At 72.9% G+C, this 17,062-nt stretch carries 12 protein-coding genes and 1 pseudogene; 2 read left to right on the forward strand and 11 right to left on the reverse strand.

Annotated elements, in window-relative coordinates; translation table 11 throughout:
* Nucleotides 1-120 precede the first annotated feature (120 nt).
* The 9 genes from ACFYT9_RS35585 to ACFYT9_RS35625 all read right to left on the reverse strand — a co-directional run bounded on the left by ACFYT9_RS35585 (nucleotide 121) and on the right by ACFYT9_RS35625 (nucleotide 8,603).
* Complete coding sequence (locus ACFYT9_RS35585; protein ID WP_376598301.1) at nucleotides 121-429, reverse strand: hypothetical protein; 309 nt, start codon at nucleotides 427-429, stop codon at nucleotides 121-123.
* Nucleotides 422-988 (reverse strand): YbaB/EbfC family nucleoid-associated protein, encoded by a 567-nt coding sequence (locus ACFYT9_RS35590; protein ID WP_389170422.1) that lies wholly within the window; start codon nucleotides 986-988, stop codon nucleotides 422-424. Before ACFYT9_RS35590 ends, ACFYT9_RS35585 begins: the two co-directional genes overlap by 8 nt.
* 62 nt (nucleotides 989-1,050) lie before the next feature.
* Nucleotides 1,051-3,468, reverse strand: coding sequence for a hypothetical protein (locus tag ACFYT9_RS35595; RefSeq protein ID WP_389170425.1), 2,418 nt, complete (start codon nucleotides 3,466-3,468; stop codon nucleotides 1,051-1,053).
* Nucleotides 3,469-3,517: 49 nt separating this feature from the next.
* Nucleotides 3,518-3,943, reverse strand: coding sequence for a hypothetical protein (locus tag ACFYT9_RS35600; protein WP_376598306.1), 426 nt, complete (start codon nucleotides 3,941-3,943; stop codon nucleotides 3,518-3,520).
* 146 nt (nucleotides 3,944-4,089) lie between these two features.
* On the reverse strand, nucleotides 4,090-4,386 hold the full coding sequence (locus ACFYT9_RS35605) for a hypothetical protein (RefSeq protein ID WP_376598307.1): 297 nt from the start codon (nucleotides 4,384-4,386) through the stop codon (nucleotides 4,090-4,092).
* 78 nt (nucleotides 4,387-4,464) lie between these two features.
* Nucleotides 4,465-4,803 (reverse strand): hypothetical protein, encoded by a 339-nt coding sequence (locus tag ACFYT9_RS35610; RefSeq protein ID WP_376598309.1) that lies wholly within the window; start codon nucleotides 4,801-4,803, stop codon nucleotides 4,465-4,467.
* 54 nt (nucleotides 4,804-4,857) lie between these two features.
* A complete protein-coding gene (gene eccB, locus ACFYT9_RS35615) occupies nucleotides 4,858-6,396 on the reverse strand; it encodes a type VII secretion protein EccB (RefSeq protein ID WP_387269921.1) in 1,539 nt (512 codons plus the stop codon).
* Between the two features lie 57 nt (nucleotides 6,397-6,453).
* Complete coding sequence (gene eccD, locus ACFYT9_RS35620) at nucleotides 6,454-7,833, reverse strand: type VII secretion integral membrane protein EccD (RefSeq protein WP_389170430.1); 1,380 nt, start codon at nucleotides 7,831-7,833, stop codon at nucleotides 6,454-6,456.
* A gap of 311 nt (nucleotides 7,834-8,144) precedes the next feature.
* Entirely contained in the window at nucleotides 8,145-8,603 is a 459-nt protein-coding gene (locus tag ACFYT9_RS35625) for a hypothetical protein (protein WP_389170433.1), read from the reverse strand.
* Between the two features lie 298 nt (nucleotides 8,604-8,901).
* Here ACFYT9_RS35625 and eccCa point away from each other — a divergent pair, with 298 nt between their 5' ends.
* Together eccCa and ACFYT9_RS35635 are read left to right on the forward strand one after the other, a co-directional pair.
* Nucleotides 8,902-12,945, forward strand: coding sequence for a type VII secretion protein EccCa (eccCa, locus tag ACFYT9_RS35630; RefSeq protein ID WP_389170435.1), 4,044 nt, complete (start codon nucleotides 8,902-8,904; stop codon nucleotides 12,943-12,945).
* Nucleotides 12,942-15,260 (forward strand): hypothetical protein, encoded by a 2,319-nt coding sequence (locus tag ACFYT9_RS35635; protein ID WP_389170438.1) that lies wholly within the window; start codon nucleotides 12,942-12,944, stop codon nucleotides 15,258-15,260. Before eccCa ends, ACFYT9_RS35635 begins: the two co-directional genes overlap by 4 nt.
* An 83-nt stretch (nucleotides 15,261-15,343) precedes the next feature.
* Here ACFYT9_RS35635 and ACFYT9_RS35640 read toward each other — a convergent pair whose 3' ends face one another.
* Nucleotides 15,344-16,357: a sheath polysaccharide-degrading enzyme gene (locus tag ACFYT9_RS35640; protein ID WP_389170506.1), complete on the reverse strand. Its 1,014-nt coding sequence runs from the start codon at nucleotides 16,355-16,357 to the stop codon at nucleotides 15,344-15,346.
* 48 nt (nucleotides 16,358-16,405) lie between these two features.
* A pseudogene (locus tag ACFYT9_RS35645) lies at nucleotides 16,406-16,840 on the reverse strand (carbohydrate binding domain-containing protein); the annotation flags it as partial.
* Between the last annotated feature and the right edge of the window lie 222 nt (nucleotides 16,841-17,062).

Here is a 17,062-nt window from a genome sequence, read left to right on the forward strand (position 1 = left end):
GGAGAACGGCGACGGCCGTCCCGGCGGTTCAGGAACGCTCGTCCCCGCGGTTCAGGATCGGCCGCCCCCGAGGCACAGGAACGGCCGTCCCCGAGGCTCAGGAACGGCCGTCCCCGCGGTTCAGAAGCCGGCCGCCCGGTCGCCGGCCTCCTCGTCCGACTTCGCCATCGTGTCGGTGGTCTCCTTGCCCGCGTCCGTCACCGCGCCCAGTCGCTTGGTGACGTACGCGAGGGTCTCGGTCAGGTTCTCGGTGGGTTTGTCCACCTGCTTGTGGTACACCTTCCCGATCTCGTCCTGGCCCGCCGACTCCTTGTTGATCCGGTTGATCTCCAGGATCGTCCTGCTCAGGTCGGAGAGACAGCGCTGGTACTCCTCGTAGTGGGCGAACTTGCCCTTGAGGTCACTGAGGACCTTCAGCTCCTCAGCCACTGAACTCCTCCTGCTTCCCGGTGGGGATGCGGCTCTCGGCCTCGGCCTCGAACTCCTCCTGCTTCGCCTTCTGTTCGGATGCCAGGCGGGCGGCCTCCTCCTCCTCCGCGGCGAACTCCTCCTGCCGCGCGGCCCTCAGCTCCTCCAGGGCCTCCTCCTGGCCGAAGGCCGGGGCCATCGCCCGGAGCGGCTTGAGGAGTGCGTCGATCTCGACCGGTGTCCCGGCGAGCCCCGTCACGCTGCGCAGGTGGCCGCCGAAGTCCTGGAAGCCCTTGATGCGCTCGATGACCTCGCTGCCCATCCGGGCCCGTGCCTCGTTGAGGACGGTGACGAGTGCGGCGGCCAGTTCGGCGGGCGCCATCGACTGGTACGCCCTGGTGTGGAAGGTCATCGAGACCACCTGCCCCTGGGGGCCGACCGTCACGGACACCATGCGGTCCTTGGAGGTGACGGACGCGGTCGCCGCGTCCAGTTCGCGCTTGGCCTCCAGCATCTTGTCCCGCTGCTCGTGCAGGGCGGACATCGCGTCCTTGAGGATGCTGTCGAAGTCCATGGCCATGGGGCCGCCTTTCATGGGGGAAGACAGGGAGGGGAGGGGTCGTTCGTCGCGGGCGGGCTCCGTCAGCGGCCGATGACCCCGCTGACGGAGCCGGTGTCGGTGCCCCAGGTGTCCTCGTCCTCGGTGAGCCAGGTGGTGCGCTGCCGGTCCTTGCCCTGGTTGGGCTGGCCGCCGGCGCCGGCCGCGCCGGGGTTCATCGGCGGCATCATCGGGGACTGCGCGGTCTGGGGACCGCCCGCGCCGGTACCGCCCCCGGTGCCCGTCCCCGTACCGCTGCCGGTTCCGTGGCCGGAACCGGTTCCGCCGCCCGTGCCGCCGCCCGTGCCGCCGGCGGAGGCGGTGGCGTGCGTCCCGCTCGGTTCACCGAGCATCCGGGCGACCCGCTCGCCGGTGCCGCCGACGCCGCCGCCGACGACCGACGAGACGGCCTTCGTCCCGCTGCCGCCGATGCCGGTGCCGCCCGTACCGCCGGAACCGCCCGAACCGAGGTCGTTCGGATCGAACCTGCGGCCGCTGCCGCCGCCACCGGTGTCGATCCGCTCGAAGACGTCCCTCCCGCCGGTGGTGGGGTTCTTCTGCTCCGGGCGGGAGGAGAGGGCGTACTCGGCGTTGGTGAGCAGCTGGTGGCTGCGGCTGATCGGGTTGCCGCCGGAGTCGACGACGACGCCGTCCTTGAGGGTGGCACCCTTCGGCAGCACGTAGGGGTTGCCGTTGGAGTCGAGCAGCGGCTTGCCCTTGGCGTCCACCACACTGCCGTCCGGCTGGACCTTCGCACCCTCCGGGAGCCGGATCCGGTCGTAGCCTGCGCCCGGCGTGCCGCCCGTCTGGTTCTCCTCGCGGGGCGGCTGCTGCGGCTGCGGCGTGCCCGTCCTGCCGCCGGGGGGCGCGACGATCTGCTTGCCGTTCGACCCGAGGACCGGGTTGCCCTTGGCGTCGAAGACCTTGCCGTCCTTGCCGACGCGGGACCCGGGCGGCAGCATGACGGGCTTGCCGTCGGCGCCGACGACCGGCTTGCCGTTCTTGTCGAGCAGCGGGACGGTCCTGCCCCCGTTCGCCCCCGAGCCCCCGGAGCCTCCCGCGCCCGGCCCGCCCGTCGTGACGTCGGGGATGGTGATCGGGGGGACCTTGGGGATGTCCGGGAGCCCGCCGGGGTTCTTGCCGTCCCCGCTCCCGCCCTTTCCGTTCCCGCCGCCCTCCTTGCCGGTGGTCGTGTCGGGCACCTTGATGCCGCCCCCGCCCCCGCCGCCGATACCGCCTCCGCCGATGCCTCCCCCGGAGCCACCGGCGCCGGAGCCGCCCGCACCGTCGCCGTTCCCGCCCATCCCGTCCGGCAGCCCGGATCCGCCGCCGGCCCCGCCGCCACCGGCTCCGCCGGGCCCGCCCGCCCCGCCCGTGCCGCCGGGAAGGGCGAAGTTCGGCTGATGGAGCACCGGGGCGAGCGCGGCCGCCAGCTGGAGATAGGCGTCGTCCAGGGGGTTGATGTGGGTCGTCGCGGTGCCGTCGAGGAAGCTGAGCGCCTCCATCCACTCGGTCTTCGCGTGCCGCTCGACCATCCTGACCCAGTCGGGGGAGCTGACGTCCTTCCCGTCCTTGTCGTACAGGGCGACGAAGGTGGAACTGGTGGTGTTGGCGGTGCCGCCGCCGCCCGCCGTGGTGACGGTCGAGGTGGTCGACCAGGTGGTGTGGAGCGTCGCGCCCTGCATGAGGGCGTAGAAGTTGGCGCGCAGCAGCTCCACACCGTTGTGGATCCGGTAGTGGAGGGTAGAACCGTCCGTCCTGACCAGGTGGCTCTGGTGCTTCTTCCAGTCCTCGAAGCCCTTGTGCATGCCCCAGGAGGAGTCGACGAGTGCGGTCTTGGCGTCGCCCAGCAGGGTCACCAGGTTCTTGGGCGTGGTGATGTCCAGCCAGACCTTGTACATCTCGCCGTAGATGACGTGGACGAACTTCTTGAACGAACCGGCGGCGCTGCCCCGCCACTCACTCCCCTCGGACTCCAGGTCGTCGCCCCAGCCCTTGATGATGGGGTTCCACTTCTCCATCCACTTGACGACCCCGTCCACCTGGTTCTTCGCGTTCTCGAACGTGTAGGGGTTGACGACGTCCGTCCTCGCCGTCGACGTCCCGCTCACCAGGGGGAGGAGTCCCTTGTCCGGCTCGTTCAGGAACAGGTTGTACGGCGATTTGGTGTCGTCGAAGTAGCCCGCCCAGTTGGCGCTGAAGCCCACCACGTACCGGGCCTTCCGGTCGCCGTAGGTGGAGACGAACTCCCACCAGAAGTCGAAGACCTTCGAGTAGTCCCTGCTGAAGGGCACGTCCTTCTCGATCCGGAAGGTGCCGAAGTCGGACCAGTCCTTGGAGCCGGGACCGGCCACGGCGTTCCGGGTCGTCAGTGTCCCGGTGCTGTCCAGGAAGATCTTGACGGCCTCTTCCCAGGTCCGCTTGCGCGTCGGCGGCTTCGGGACGATCGGCTGTTCGGTCACATCCGGTTCCTTTCTCCGGTGGGGTACGGGGTCACGGGGAGGAGGTGGTTCAGGACTTGCCGGTGTTCTGGCCGTCCCGCTGGATGTAGCCGAGGAGCTCCCACATCTCGGCCGTGTCGAGGGATTCCCCGACCGCCTCGCCGAGGATCTGCTTGACGCTGCCCAGGTTGATGTAGCCGCTGTTGGCGATGGCGTTGAGCTTGCCGAGCGCCGTGTCCAGCTCTCCGGCCACCTTGGCGAACAGCTTCTGCACCTGATCGGCGCTGGCCAGGGCCGTCGTGTTGCCCGGCACGAGCTTGCCGTAGTCGCCGACGAGGGTCTGGTTCTTCCACTCGGCGAGCCTCTTCAGGTACTGGTCCGAGATGAACTCGTTCATCAGGCTCTCGAACGCCTTCTGCTTGGCGAGCAGGACGTCCATGGACACCGTGGTGGAGCCGCCGCCGTCCTCGTTGTCGTCGGGTTCGCTGGTCGCCATGGTCCCTCTCCTGTCCTGTGCCGTCCCCGCCGTACGCGGTCCGGCACGGAGAACGGAGGGCCCCCGCCGCGGGGTTCAGCCGGGCCCGGGAACGGCGGAACCCGGCGCGCCCGCGGAGGGTGGGCCGGGTTCCTGGCGGGGCGGGCTCAGCGCTGGAACAGATAGGCGCTCTTGCGGTCGCCGTTGCGGATGATGCCGTGGGCGTCCGTCAGCAGGTTCGCGCCCTGGTCGAACTGGCGTGACAGCGTGGAGTCCAGGTTGTTCACGACCTGCCGGAACTCGTCGAACTCCTTGGCCGCCTCACCGGTGAACTCCGACTCGATGGCGCCGAGGCGCTGCACGATGGTCATCACGGCGGAGCTCATGGCGGCCGCGACCTGCTTCATCTGGTCATTGGCGTCCTGGAGGGCGCCGTGCTTGATGTCCATGTCCATGGGGTCCATGCGCGTTCCTTACGACAGAAGGGAGGGGAAGAGGAGAGGGGTGGGGGAGCGGAGGCGGCGGGGGCGCTCCGCCCCGCATCACTTGCTGAGGATGTCGTAGACGTCGCCGCCCCACAGGTCCATGTTCGACTCGGCCTCACCGGCGGTGTCCGCCATGACCTTGCTGGTCATGCCGACGGCGTCCACGAGGTCCTTGTACTCGGCCATCACCGTGCGGTAGCCGCGCTGCCAGTTCTCGATCTTCGCGATGAACTTGGTCCCCGCGGCGGACTTCATGCTGTCCGCGACCTGCCGGGCGATGTCCTCGGACTGGGCATAGGACCGCTCCATCGTCTGGAGGTGCTCCTCCAGCTCGTTGAGGGTCTGGGTGAGTACCGCTGACGAGACCTTGAGATTGGCGTTGGGCGCGTCGGTCACCTGAACTCCTTTGTCGTACGGGCCGGGAGGTTCCCGGCAGGAAGAACGGGCGCCTCAGGGAACCGGGTTCACCGCCCGCTCGCCGTCGACAGCCGACCCCTTCGCCGCCCGTACGGCCTCCAGGGGCTTCCCGTCCTTCACCTGCTCCCCGGAACAGACCGGTGCCGGCACGCCCGCCGTCGTGTCGACGACACCCGCCGCCGTCAGCGCCGACGGGTCCAGGGCCGGGCCCGACGGCAGCAGGGTCAGCAGCGTCGCCGGCACGCCCACGCCCGCCGCGCCCGCGTAGCCGAGGGCCTTCGCGGAATCCGCCGTCGGCAGCGGGTACTTCACGCCGTTGTCCGCGACCAGATACGTCGCCCCGGCCGCACCCGCCCCGGACAGCGCCCGGACCAGCGCACCGCCTCCGGGCCGTACGGAGATCAGGTCCGCCGCGCCGCACGCCGGCGTCACGCCCGGCTGGGGCGTCACCGGACGGCCCGCCACCACCGCCGCGTCGGCCACCACCACCAGGGTGGACGCCCCGCCCTCGACCGAGGGCCGTACGGTCGTGCACACGCCCTGCTCGGGCGCCGGTTCCACCAGCTCCGGCGGCGTCTGGGGAAGGTCCCCGTCCGGCAGCGTCCCGGCCGGCGCCGGATGGGCCGCCAGATCGGCGGCGCCCACCGCGACGGCGACCGCCGGAGCCCCCGCGTACGCCTGCCGCTGCGTACGCGGATCACCGCGCAGCAGTTCGAAGGAGGTCCGGTCGAGCGGCGCCAGCCCCTTCGCCGTCAGCACGTACGGTTCACCGCCAGGGCCCGTGAAGAGCTGGCCGATCCGGGTCTTCCGCCCGGCCAGGGCGGGGCCGGGCGTGCCCCGCCCCGCGATCTCCGGCAGGGTCAGGTCCGGCCCCGCCGGCAGGGAGTTGAGGTAGGCCGCCGTCACCGGGAACGGGGCCGCCGCGCCATAGCCGAGCGCCGCCCCCGCCCCCGCGCCGAGCCGCAGCCGCCGTCCCTGCCACAACACGTGCCCGGTCCCGTCCGAGGCGGCCACCAGCACCGCCTGCCCGGGACCCAGAGCCCGGCCCGTGCCCGCCGCGCCGACGGCCACCGACACCACCGGGCCGGGCCGCCCCGACGCGCCGGCCGCCACCAGCCCGCACACCAGCCAGTCGCCCCGTGCCAGCGCGGACGCGGCCGGCAGCCCGTCCGGCGCACCCACGATCCCCAGCGGGCCGCCGCGCGGCACCGCGCCCAGCGAGCTCAGACCGACCTGCGTCACGGTCATCCGCTCCCCGGCCACCAGCCGGGCACTGGCCTGGTTGAGGACCGGCCGCAGCTCACCCCCGACGAACAGGTACCGGGCGCCGGTCTCCTTGACCACCACCAGGGTGCCCGGCTTCGCCCAGCCCGTCGCACCGCCCGGCTTGATCGCCCCGTACAGGGCCATCACCAGGGCGATGACCACGGCGATGAACAGTCCGGTCCGCACCCCGCGGGTGGTCCGCCGGGTCGGGAGGTCCAGCGCGTCGGGCTCGCCCCGCAGCATCCCGGCCCCGAGCCTGCTCATCACGAACAGGTGGGCCTGCACCTGGTCGCGCCTGGACTGCATGTGAACTCCTGGGTGGGAAGTAGGTGTCGGGGATCGGAAGGTCTCGCCGCGGGTGGCTCAGCCGGTGAGCCCGCGCACCCACCCGAAGACCCCGGCCTCGGTCAGCGCCAGCGGGATCAGGCTCAGCGCCAGTGTGCTGTGCAGCAGGTCGGCGGCCCGCCCCCAGTACGGCAGCAAGCGCCGCCCCGGTACCGTCCACGAGAAGATCGCGAACGCCGCGGCGGTGGCCGTCAAACCCGTCAGCAGGCCCAGCCGGCCCGCCGGCCCGAGCGACAGCGCCCACCCGGTCGCGAGCAGCGCCAGCCCGTACACGCCCGGCAGGATCAGGGCCAGCCGCTGCCACCGGGAACCGACCTCGCGCACGTGCAGGACCAGCAGCAGGGACAGGACCGCCGCCAGCGTCACCGGCGCCCACCCGGGCGCGCCCGACATCAGCGTGAGGCACACCGCGCACAGGGCGCCGGTCACCACGTGGAAGGCGGTCAGATAGCCGTCGGCCACGGCGCTGCGGTCCACGACCTCCCGCGCCGGATACGGCTCGATGTCCTCCTGGAGCTCCTCCGCCCGGCGCGGCAGCGCGGGCAGCCTCATCCCCGACAGCCGGAAGGCGAAACCGGGCAGGAACGTCCCGAACGCCACCACCAGCACCGCCAGGGCCCCGGCCGTCTCCGACGACGACAACCCCGCCAGCACGAGTGCTCCCGCCGCGGACGCGGCGACCGAGACGACGAGCAGCCCCAGGAACAGGGGCGCGGAGCAGGCCACCGACGCCAGTGCCAGGACCGAGGCGCCCGCCGCCGCCGAACCGCCCGCGAGCAGCCGGGCGCCCGCCAGGTCGCTCTCCCCCGCCGGCAGCAGCGCCCCGGCCAGAGCCAGGTAGGGCACCGCCGTCGCGCCGAGCGCCGTGCCGGCCCCCGCGTCCCCCACCGCACGCGAGGCGCTGCCCGCGCCGATCAGCAGCAGGACCCCGGTGCACGCCGACGCGACCACCCGCAGCGGGCCGAGGTCGCCGGAGAGCGCCAGGAGCACGAAACCGCCCGCCAGCGCGAGCAGCGCGACGCCGAGCGCCACATGGTGGGTGAGGGCGGGGGTCCAGCCGTCGCCGCGCCGTTCGAGACCGGCCGCGACACCGTCCACGACATCGTCGAAGTGCGCCTCCGGCAGCGCCTCGCGGCGCAGCCGCAGGTGGAGCCGCTCACCGTCGCGCAGCCCCAGGGCCTCCGCGGTCCGCTCCTCGTCCAGCGGTTCCTCACCGAGCCGCTGGAGCACCCAGCCGCCCGCCTCGACCGCCTGCTCGTCGAGGTCGTCCCCGGAGTAGCCGATGATGGTCGGCAACAGGTCCGCCAGGGGGACGTCGGCCGGTACGGAGAGCTCGACCACCTTCTGCGGCCCGTGGAACCTCAACCGGCACAGCCCCGCCACCGCGCTACCGCTCACTGCCCGCGTGTCCTTCCCGCTGTCCAGCCGAGGCCGGAAATCCCTCGGCGGACAGAGGAACGGAAACACCGCGCCGCCGGGTTCAGTCCCTCCCGCCCGGGGCGGCGGCAGGGCCCGCCGCTCGCCCGCGCGAGGAGACGGGGGCCTGAGCCGCTCGCCCGCGCGAGGAGACGGGGGCCTGAGCCGCTCACCCGCGCGAGGAGACGGGGGCTGAGCCGTCCCCCGTACGAACAGGCGGGGAGCCTCAGTCGTCCCCCCGTACGAGGAGGGGGGAGCCTCGGTCGTCCCCCCCGGTACGAGGAGGGGGAGCCTCAGTCGTCCCCGCGCTCCGCGCCCCGCAGCTCCCGTACGAGCGCCTCGACGCCCTCCTCACCGCGGCGGGCCACCAGGACCGCCGCCGCCCCGGCCACCGACCGCCGCTCGCCCTCGCTCCAGCGTGCCGCCGACGGATGCTCGTCGACGACGAACACGCGCGCGATCATCAGCGCCTCCGGATCCGGCGGCCCGGCCGGGGCCGCGGTCCCTAGCAGCCGGACGAGCGCGGCCGTCACCTCGGCGGCGGTGGCCTCCGGCACGTCGAGACCGGTCACGGTCCCGTCGAGCGGGTCCTCGTCCTCCGGCCCGACGTCCGGCAGCCACGCGCGGGGGAGAGCCCCCGCCCCGTCCCCCGCCTCGTCCACCCCGCTGAACCCGAGCCCGTCCCGCGTCCCGGTGCCCTCGCCGTCCTCGGCCCCGTCCCGGGCCCCGGCGCCTTCATCGTGACCGTCCACCGCTCTCCTCCCGACGCCGCCCTGGCGGGCGCACGCCCCCTGCCTCGACCACCCGCGCGACCGGCCGGACCGGCGCTCCGGGCGGGCCGGCGTGCGTCCGTACGCGCGCCCGCTCTCCTCTGATCCTTCGCCCCCTCCCCGTCGCAGTGGTCAACGATCCTCCTCGCCGCCGGGTTCATCCGTCGGCGCCCCCCGACCGGGTTGAACCGCCCCGCACCCGCCGTCCGTTCCCGACTGACGAGGAAACCGCACGAAGTCGGCCGCCCGGCGTTGCGCCAGGCGTGAGGAGCGTTGTTCGTTGAGCGTGGTGCAAGTCAACCGCCCGCCGCGGCGGCCGGGTCCCGAGATGCCCGACGGCGAGATCCAGCTCCAGGAGCCGCCCGGTCTGCCCGAGAAGCAGAGCGGCGTGGGCACCATCATCACGATGGTGCCGATGGCGCTGTCCTCGCTCTCCATGGTCTTCATCTTCCTGCGCCCCAACGGCGGCATCATGACGTACATCGCCATGGGCACCATGGCCGTGTCCGCCATCGGCATGGTCGTCACCCAGATCATGCGCGGCAACGCCGACCGCAAACAGGAACTCACCGGCGAACGCCGCGACTACCTGCGCTATCTCGCACAGATGCGGCGGCAGGTCCGCAAGGAGATCCACCGCCAGCAGGAGGCCCTCGCCTGGCGCCACCCCGACCCGGCCGAACTGCCCTTCCTGGTGCGGACCTCACGCCTGTGGGAACGCCGCTCCTCCCACCCCGACTTCAGCGACGTGCGGATCGCGCTGGGCTCCCAGCGGCTCGCCGTCCGTCTCGCCCCCCTCGCCACCAAGCCGGTCGAGGACCTCGAACCGCTCAGCGCCCACGCGCTGCGCCGCTTCATCCACGCGTACGGCTCCATCGCCGACCAGCCCGTCGCCATCCACCTGCGCGGCTTCGCCCACGTCCTGATCCGCACCGCCGACCCCGGCACCGACCCCGGGACCGAGCCCGGGACGGACGCCCCGCCGGAGGACGACCGGGCCCGCTCCCTGGTCCGCGCCGTCCTCACCCAGCTGGCCACCTTCCACGCCCCCGACGAGCTGCGCGTCGCCGTCGTCACCGCCCCGGACCGGCGCAGCCACTGGGAGTGGACCAAGTGGCTCCCGCACGCTCTGCACCCCCACGAGACGGACGGCGCCGGACCGCTGCGGCTCGTCGCCGGCAGCATCGGCGAACTGGAGCAGCTGCTCGGCGAGGAGTTCGGCGCCCGGCCCCCGTACGAGCCCGACGCCACCCCCAGCCGCGACGAGCCCTACACCGTCGTCGTCCTCGACGGTGCCGTCCTCGCAGGCCCCCACCGGGCCGCGCTCGGCGGCTACCGCAACGCCACCGTCGTCGACATCGGCTCCACCCTGGACTGGAACCACGGCCGCCTCACCCTCCGGCTGCGGATCACCGGAGCCCCCGACACCCCCGGAACCCTGGAGATGATCGGCGCGGACCGCAACCGAAAGGACCAGACCACCCCCCTCGGCGTCCCCGACGCCCTGCCCCTCGCCGCCGCCGTGCGGCTGGCCACCGCCATGGCCCCGTACCGCCTCGGCGACAGCTTCGACGCGGGCGAACCCCTGGAGACCGACTTCGACCTCGCGGGCCTGCTCGGCATCCCCGACCTGCACCGCTTCGACGTCAAGGAACAGTGGGCGCGGCGCAACCAGTCCAACAAGCTCCGCGTCCCGCTCGGCCTCGGCCCCGACGGCACCCCCATCGACCTCGACATCAAGGAGTCCGCCCAGGGCGGGATGGGCCCGCACGGCATGCTCATCGGCGCCACCGGCTCGGGCAAGTCCGAACTGCTCCGCACCCTGGTCCTCGCCCTGGCCCTCACCCACTCCTCGGAGATCCTCAACTTCGTCCTCGTCGACTTCAAGGGCGGCGCCACCTTCCTCGGCCTGGACGGCCTGCCCCACACCTCGGCCGTCATCACCAACCTCGCCGACGAGGCCGACCTCGTCGACCGCATGCGCGACGCCCTGCACGGCGAGATGATCCGCCGCCAGGAGCTCCTGCGCGCCGCCGGGAACTACGCCTCCCTCCTGGAGTACGAGACCGCCCGCGCCGCCGGCACCCCGCTCGACCCGCTGCCCACCCTCTTCGTCGTCGTCGACGAGTTCTCCGAGCTGCTCGCCGCCCACCGCGACTTCATGGACCTCTTCGTCATGATCGGCCGCCTCGGGCGCTCCCTCGGCGTCCACCTGCTGCTCGCCTCCCAGCGCCTCGACGAGGGCCGCGTGCACCAGCTGGAGTCCCACCTGTCGTACCGGATCGGCCTGCGCACCTTCTCCGCCATGGAGTCCCGGGGCGTCCTGGGCGTCCCCGACGCCTACCAGCTGCCCTCCCAGCCCGGAAACGGCTACCTGCGCAGCGACATCTCCACCCTCAGCCGCTTCAAGGCCGCCTACGTGTCCGGCACCTACCGGCCCAAGCGGCGCCCGGCCGCCCGCCGCTCGGTCATCGAGAGCCAGGTCGTCGCCCTCGGCACCGAGTACGTGGCCCCGCACGTGCTGCCCGCCACCCCCGACCCTCAGGAGGAGACGCCCGCCGAGGAGACCGGCACCCTCCTCGACATCGCCGCCGAACGCCTGGTCGACGCCGGTCCCCCCGCCTACCAGGTGTGGCTGCCACCGCTCGACGTGCCGCCCACCCTGGACGAACTCCTGCCCCCGATCGGTCCCGACCCCGAACACGGCTTCACCGCCGAGGGCGAGGTCCGCGGCAGCCTCAAGGTGCCCGTCGGCGTCGTCGACAAGCCCTTCCAGCAGGTCCGCGACCTGCTCGTGGCCGACCTGGGCGGCGCCGACGGCCACATCGGCATCGCCGGCGCTCCCCAGTCCGGCAAGTCCACCCTCATCCGCACCCTGATGACCTCGCTCGCCCTCACCCACACTCCCGCCGAAGTGCAGTTCTACTGCCTGGACTTCGGCGGCGGCGCCCTGTCGAGCCTGCGCGGTCTGCCGCACGTCGGCGGCGTCACCGGCCGGCACGACCCCGACCGGGTCCTGCGCACCATCGCCGAGGTCAACGCCGTCGTCACCCGCCGCGAGAAGTACTTCGCCGAGCAGGGCATCGACTCCGTCGCCGCCTTCCGCCGCAAGAAGGCCGCCGGTGAACTGCCCGACGACCCGCACGGCGACGTGTTCCTGGTCATCGACGGCTGGAACACCCTGCGCCAGGAGTTCATGGATCTGGTCCAGCCCCTCACCCTCATCTCCCAGCGGGGCCTCAACTACGGTGTCCACCTCCTCGTCGGCACCACCCGCTGGGGCGAGGTCACCGGCGCCCTCCGCGACCAGCTCCAGACCCGCTTCGAACTGCGCCTGGGCGACCCCGTCGACTCCGTCGTCAACATGCGGGCGGCGGGCAAGGTCCCCAAGATCCCCGGCCGCGGCCTCACCGCCGACCAGATGCACTTCCTGTGCGCGCTGCCCCGCATGGACGGCATCGGCACCGCCCACGACCTCGGCGAGGGCGTCGCCGACCTGATCGACGTCGTCGCCGACCACTGGACCGGACCTCGCGCCCCCGAGGTCCGGATGCTCCCCCTCGTCCTCGACCCCGCCGACCTTCCCGCGCCCCACGGCTCCCTGCGGATTCCGCTGGGCCTGGAGGACACCGAGGTCCAGCCCTTGTGGCACGACTTCTCCCGCGACCCGCACCTGATCGTCGTCGGCGACAGCGAGACCGGCAAGACCAACCTGCTCAAGCACGTCGCCACCCAGATCATGCGCGCCTACACCCCCGACCAGGGCCGCCTGATGCTGGTCGACTTCCGCCGCGAGATGTACGAGACCGTGCCCGAGGAGTACCGCCTCGGCTACGCCGTCTCCGTCGACCCGCTCCGCCAGATGATCACCGGCGCGGGCAAGGCCATCGCCAACCGGATCCCGGCCGCCGACATCACCCCGGACCGGCTGCGGCGGCGCGACTGGTGGAGCGGGCCCGAGCTCTTCGTCCTGGTCGACGACTACGACCTCGTCAACGGCTCGATGACCTCCCACCCCTTCGCCGCCGTCCTCGACAACCTCGCCCAGGGGGCGGAGATCGGCCTCCACATCATCGTCGCCCGCTCCGCCAACGGCGCCGGCCGCGGCCTGTCCGACCCCCTCCTGCGCAGGCTCCAGGACGTCAACACCCCGGCCGTCCTGCTCTCCTGCCCGACCACCGAGGGCCACCTCTTCGGCGGCACGAAGCCGAAGGTGCTGCCCGCCGGACGCGCGCAGCACATCACCCGCCGCCGCACGGTGCAGCTGCAGACTCCGCTGCTCGACCCCGACGCCCGGACCCCGCAGAACGGACACCCCGGATGACCGGCCCCGGCCCCGCCCCCGCCCCCGTGTCCGGGACGGGCACCCACCCCGTCGGCCCGCACCTGGTGATCTCCTCCACGGAGACCGCCGCCGCCCTGGCCCCCGTCCTGGACGGCCTGCCCCCGCTGCCCGGCACGCTCCTGGTGCTGGCCGCCGCCCCGGACGCGGCCCCGTACCTCCGCCGCACCCTGCCCGATCTGGTATTGCTCGCCCGAGAGCGCCGTGCGACCCGTCTCCTCCTCGCCGCCTCGGGCCTCGCGGCCCCCGGCCCCGACGGCGCCCGCCCCGTACGCGCCGTCGCCACGACGGCGGACTTCACCGTGATCGCCCCGGACGGTGTGGCCAGCGTCGAACCGGACGGCTCGCTGCGCCTCGCGGAACCGGGCACCTGGTGGCTGGCCGAACCGGGGAAGGAGCCCCGCGAACTGGGCCCGGGCTGGCCCCCGGAGGCGTCGGAGACCCCGGAACCGGAGACCGCACACGACGGGGCCGAGCAGCTGCCGCCCCCTGCCCCTCCCGTCCCCGTGGTGGCGGAGTCTCAGGGTGGCACGCACGGACTCCGCCACACGGCACCGGAGAAACCGGCGGAGGACGTCCGCACGGTCCCGGGCGGAACCTGGCTCGGAGCACTGCCCGAGGCGGCCGCGCCACTGATCGGCGTCCCCCCGGACACCTACCTCCTGGGCGTCGGCTCACCCGCCCGCCCCGCCCTGCCCTCCGCCGAACTCCTCGCCCGGGCGCCGGCGGCGACGGCGGACGCACGGCACCTCCTGCTGTCCGCGCCGTGGGCCGAGCCGTCCGACCTCGTCGCAATGGCGGCGGCTCTCGCGGACGGCCTCGACCGTACGGTACGGGCCGCGATCGGCCTTCCCGTACGGACGGCCGACGACCACGCCACCACCTTCCTCGACGAACGGGGCGCACCCACCTGGCAGCCCCTCCTGCTCGAACTCGCCGCTTCCCCCGAGCACCACCGCGTGGTGCCGTCCGCATGGCTGCGGCCGTCAGGACCGGAGGCGAAGGCACCGGCCCTGTACCCCTGCGCGGAACCTGAAGGCTGGCTCCTCGAACTCGTCCCGGCGGGCCTCTGGCTGCGCCCGGCCGACCGGCGGCCCGACCCGGCGCCACGCACGAGACGCCCCGACCCGGCCCGTCCGGCCCTGATCGTGGGCGACGGCGCACACCCGTTGCCGCCCGAACTCCTGCGTGCCCTGCCCGCCGTCCTGGCCACGCTTCCCGACCTGGGGGGCACGGAACCGTACGGCCTGCTGTTCCACGGCACCGCGTCGGACGAGGCCCCCGCACGCTCATGGGCGGAGGAACTGCACCTGCACTGGCTGGGATCGACCGCCGTGAGCGCACCTCGGCAGGAGCAGGAGCAGGAGCAGGCACCAGCGCCGGAGCAAGTACCAGCGCAAGCACCAGCACAGGCGCAGGAGGCACAGGCGCAGTCGCAGGAGGCACAGTCGGCAGCGGTCACCCCGCCACTGCGACCCTCCACCGTCCCGGCTCCGGAGCCCTCCACCGTCCCGGCCGCACCGGGCGGTCGCAGCGGCCCGGGCGACCGGGCGGCCCTCCGGGACCTTCTGGGCGAGAAGTACCACATTCTCGCCAGCAAGGCGGAGCTCCTGGCCTCCCGGCTGCCGTCACTGCGCTCCCTCGCGCAGGACGGCCTCAAAGCGGATCTGGTGGCTATCGCCCTGCATCAGGCTGATGTCCCCGACCTGGTGTCCCGAGCGGGACTGGCCGAGGCGGCGAGGGCGGCCGGGCCCGGCCCCTTCACTCCGCTGCTGCGCTGCCTGGACTCGGGTCTGCGCCGCCTGCCGGGGCACTACGGGGCCGTCATGCTCGCGGCTCCGGTGGAGGAGGTGCCGTTGGACCGGTACGCGCGGGGCTCGGTCCTCGTCGAGCCCGCGGCGGTGGCGGCCGTCCCGGCGTGCGACGCGGAACTGGAGGGCGCGGTGGAGTTCGGGATCTGGTCCACCACCGGCCGGCGCACGTCCGTCTTCCTCGGCACGGACGACGAGGCGGAGGTCGTGTTCCCCCCGGGCACGGCCTTCTCCGTCCTGGCCCTTCACCTGCCGGAGGACGACACGGCGCCGATCCGCGTCCTGCTCCGCGAGATCTCCCCCGCGGAGACCGACCCGATGGACGACCGCTTCCGCAAGCGTGACGAACAGGCCCGCACCCGCCTGACCGAATGGTTCGAGCGCAGAGACATGCTGCAACCCCACGACCGCCGCCCCCTCCCGGACGCCTCCCGTTTCCACGTGGCCCCCGGGACGGGCCCGAGGGCCCGGGCTGGGCGGACCTAGGACGTGAGGCTCAGGAGACACCGACGCCCGCGCCGGCCGCGGGCCGGCTCGCCTTCGGCGAGACGCGGGCCGGCGTTCGGTCGTCAGCCGACGGGGATGCCGGGGTTGGTGAGCGCGGTGCCTCCGATGACGGTGTTGTCGGAGGTGATGGTGACCGGGCAGGAGCCCGTCCGGTTGGTGACGTTGATGGCGTACTTCGCGGCGGCGCTGCCGCTCGCGCCCGTGAGGTCGGAGCGGTTGTTGCGGAAGACGGTGCCGCAGCCCCAGCCCGGGTCCTGTGTGTGGGTCTCGAACCCGTGGTTCATCGTGCGCACGCCGATGTTGTTCTCGATGACGTAGTTGTTGCCCTTCACGTCGATCCAGGAGTCGTCGTAGTTGACGTTCGTCAGACCGTTGCCGTCGAAGCGGTTTCCGGAGACCAGACCTCCGGTGGTGCCTTCCTTCAGGTCGATGTTCTCGCCGCCGATGTTCGGGCCGATCACGTTGTTCAGGATCTGTATGTGGTCGCTCTTGTCGGAGAGCGTGTTGGCGGTGCCGACGTAGACGCCTTCGCCCTTGCCGTCCCGCGCGGTACCGGTGTCGTGCACGGTGGAGTTGCGCAGCACCCCGTAACTGGAGGACTGGCGGAAGTGGACCCCCTCCATCTTCATGTGGTTCACCGTCACCGAGTCGAGCACGACATGGTCGGAGGCGTCGACCATGATGCCCTTCTGTGCCCCGGTCACCGTGATGCCCTGCACGGTCCAGTAGGGGGCGTTGGCCAGGGACAGGCCGTAGCCGCCGCCGGTCGTGGTGGTGAGGACGGCGCGGGACGTGCCGATGAGGGTGATCCGGGCCGTGGCACTGCCACCCGTGGTGATCTTGAAGTTGCCCTTGTACGTGCCGTCGGCCAGCTGGATGGTCCGGCCCGGGACGGCGGCGGTCAGCGCGCTCTGCAGCTCCTTGGCGTTGGTGACCGTGACCGTGTCGCCGGGCGTGGCGGTCGGCGTCGGCGTCGGAGTGGCGCTGGCCGTAGGTGTCGGAGTCGGCGTCGGTGTCGGGGACGGCGAGTGCGAAGTCGGCTGGGACGGAGACGGGGTGGTGCCCCCTGAGCTCAGGGAGACGTCGTCGGCCTGATAGGGGCTGCCGTACCAGCCGCTGAGTGTGACGGTGACCTGGGTGGTGCCCGGGGCGGTGGTGAAGGTGCGGGTGAGCTGGGTCCAGTCTGGGGCGTTGGCCCAGGTGGAGGTGGCGACGCCGGTGCCGGAGGCGCCGAGGGTCACGTACGAGCCCTTGACCCAGGCGGTCAGGGTGTAGGCGGTGTTCGGCTGCACGGCCACGGTCTGCGTGCAGGCCCCGAGGTCGCCCGCACCAGGGGTGGCACTCAGCGCGGAGCCGCCGGAGCGGGGGGCGGTGGCCGTGGGGGCGGCAGTGCCGGTACAGGTCCAGGGGGCGAGGCCGGCGGCCTCGAACCCCGGATTGCCCAGCAGTTCGCCGGCCGCGCTCGCCTGGGCGGGGAGCAGGGTGAGCAGGGCGGAGCCGAGGCAGAGGGCTCCGGCGGCGCCGAGAACGCGGGGGAGGCGGCGTCCGTGGTGTGTCATGAGAGGGCGCTCCGATGCGGGGGAGAGCGGATCAGGGCCTGCGTATCCACAACTTGGACTAGACCAATGCGGGAGTCAAGAGGTCGGAAGCCGGGCTGAGGCCGAGGATCGCGGGGCGTTCAGGCGTCGGCGGCCGCGAGGGGGGGGGGGGGGGGGGGGCCGCCGGGAGAGGCGGTGTTTGTCGGAGAAACGGCACCAGCAGTAAACGACACCCCCCACGGC

The organism is Streptomyces sp. NPDC004435 (assembly GCF_042873895.1).
Classification (GTDB): Bacteria; Actinomycetota; Actinomycetes; order Streptomycetales; family Streptomycetaceae; genus Streptomyces.

Coding starts and splice junctions, on each gene's coding strand:
- ACFYT9_RS35590 (WP_389170422.1), bottom strand. CDS start 988: ATGGCCATGGACTTCGACAGCATCCTCAAGGACGCGATGTCCGCCCTG.
- ACFYT9_RS35600 (WP_376598306.1), bottom strand. CDS start 3,943: ATGGCGACCAGCGAACCCGACGACAACGAGGACGGCGGCGGCTCCACC.
- ACFYT9_RS35605 (WP_376598307.1), bottom strand. CDS start 4,386: ATGGACCCCATGGACATGGACATCAAGCACGGCGCCCTCCAGGACGCC.
- eccB (WP_387269921.1), bottom strand. CDS start 6,396: ATGCAGTCCAGGCGCGACCAGGTGCAGGCCCACCTGTTCGTGATGAGC.
- ACFYT9_RS35635 (WP_389170438.1), top strand. CDS start 12,942: ATGACCGGCCCCGGCCCCGCCCCCGCCCCCGTGTCCGGGACGGGCACC.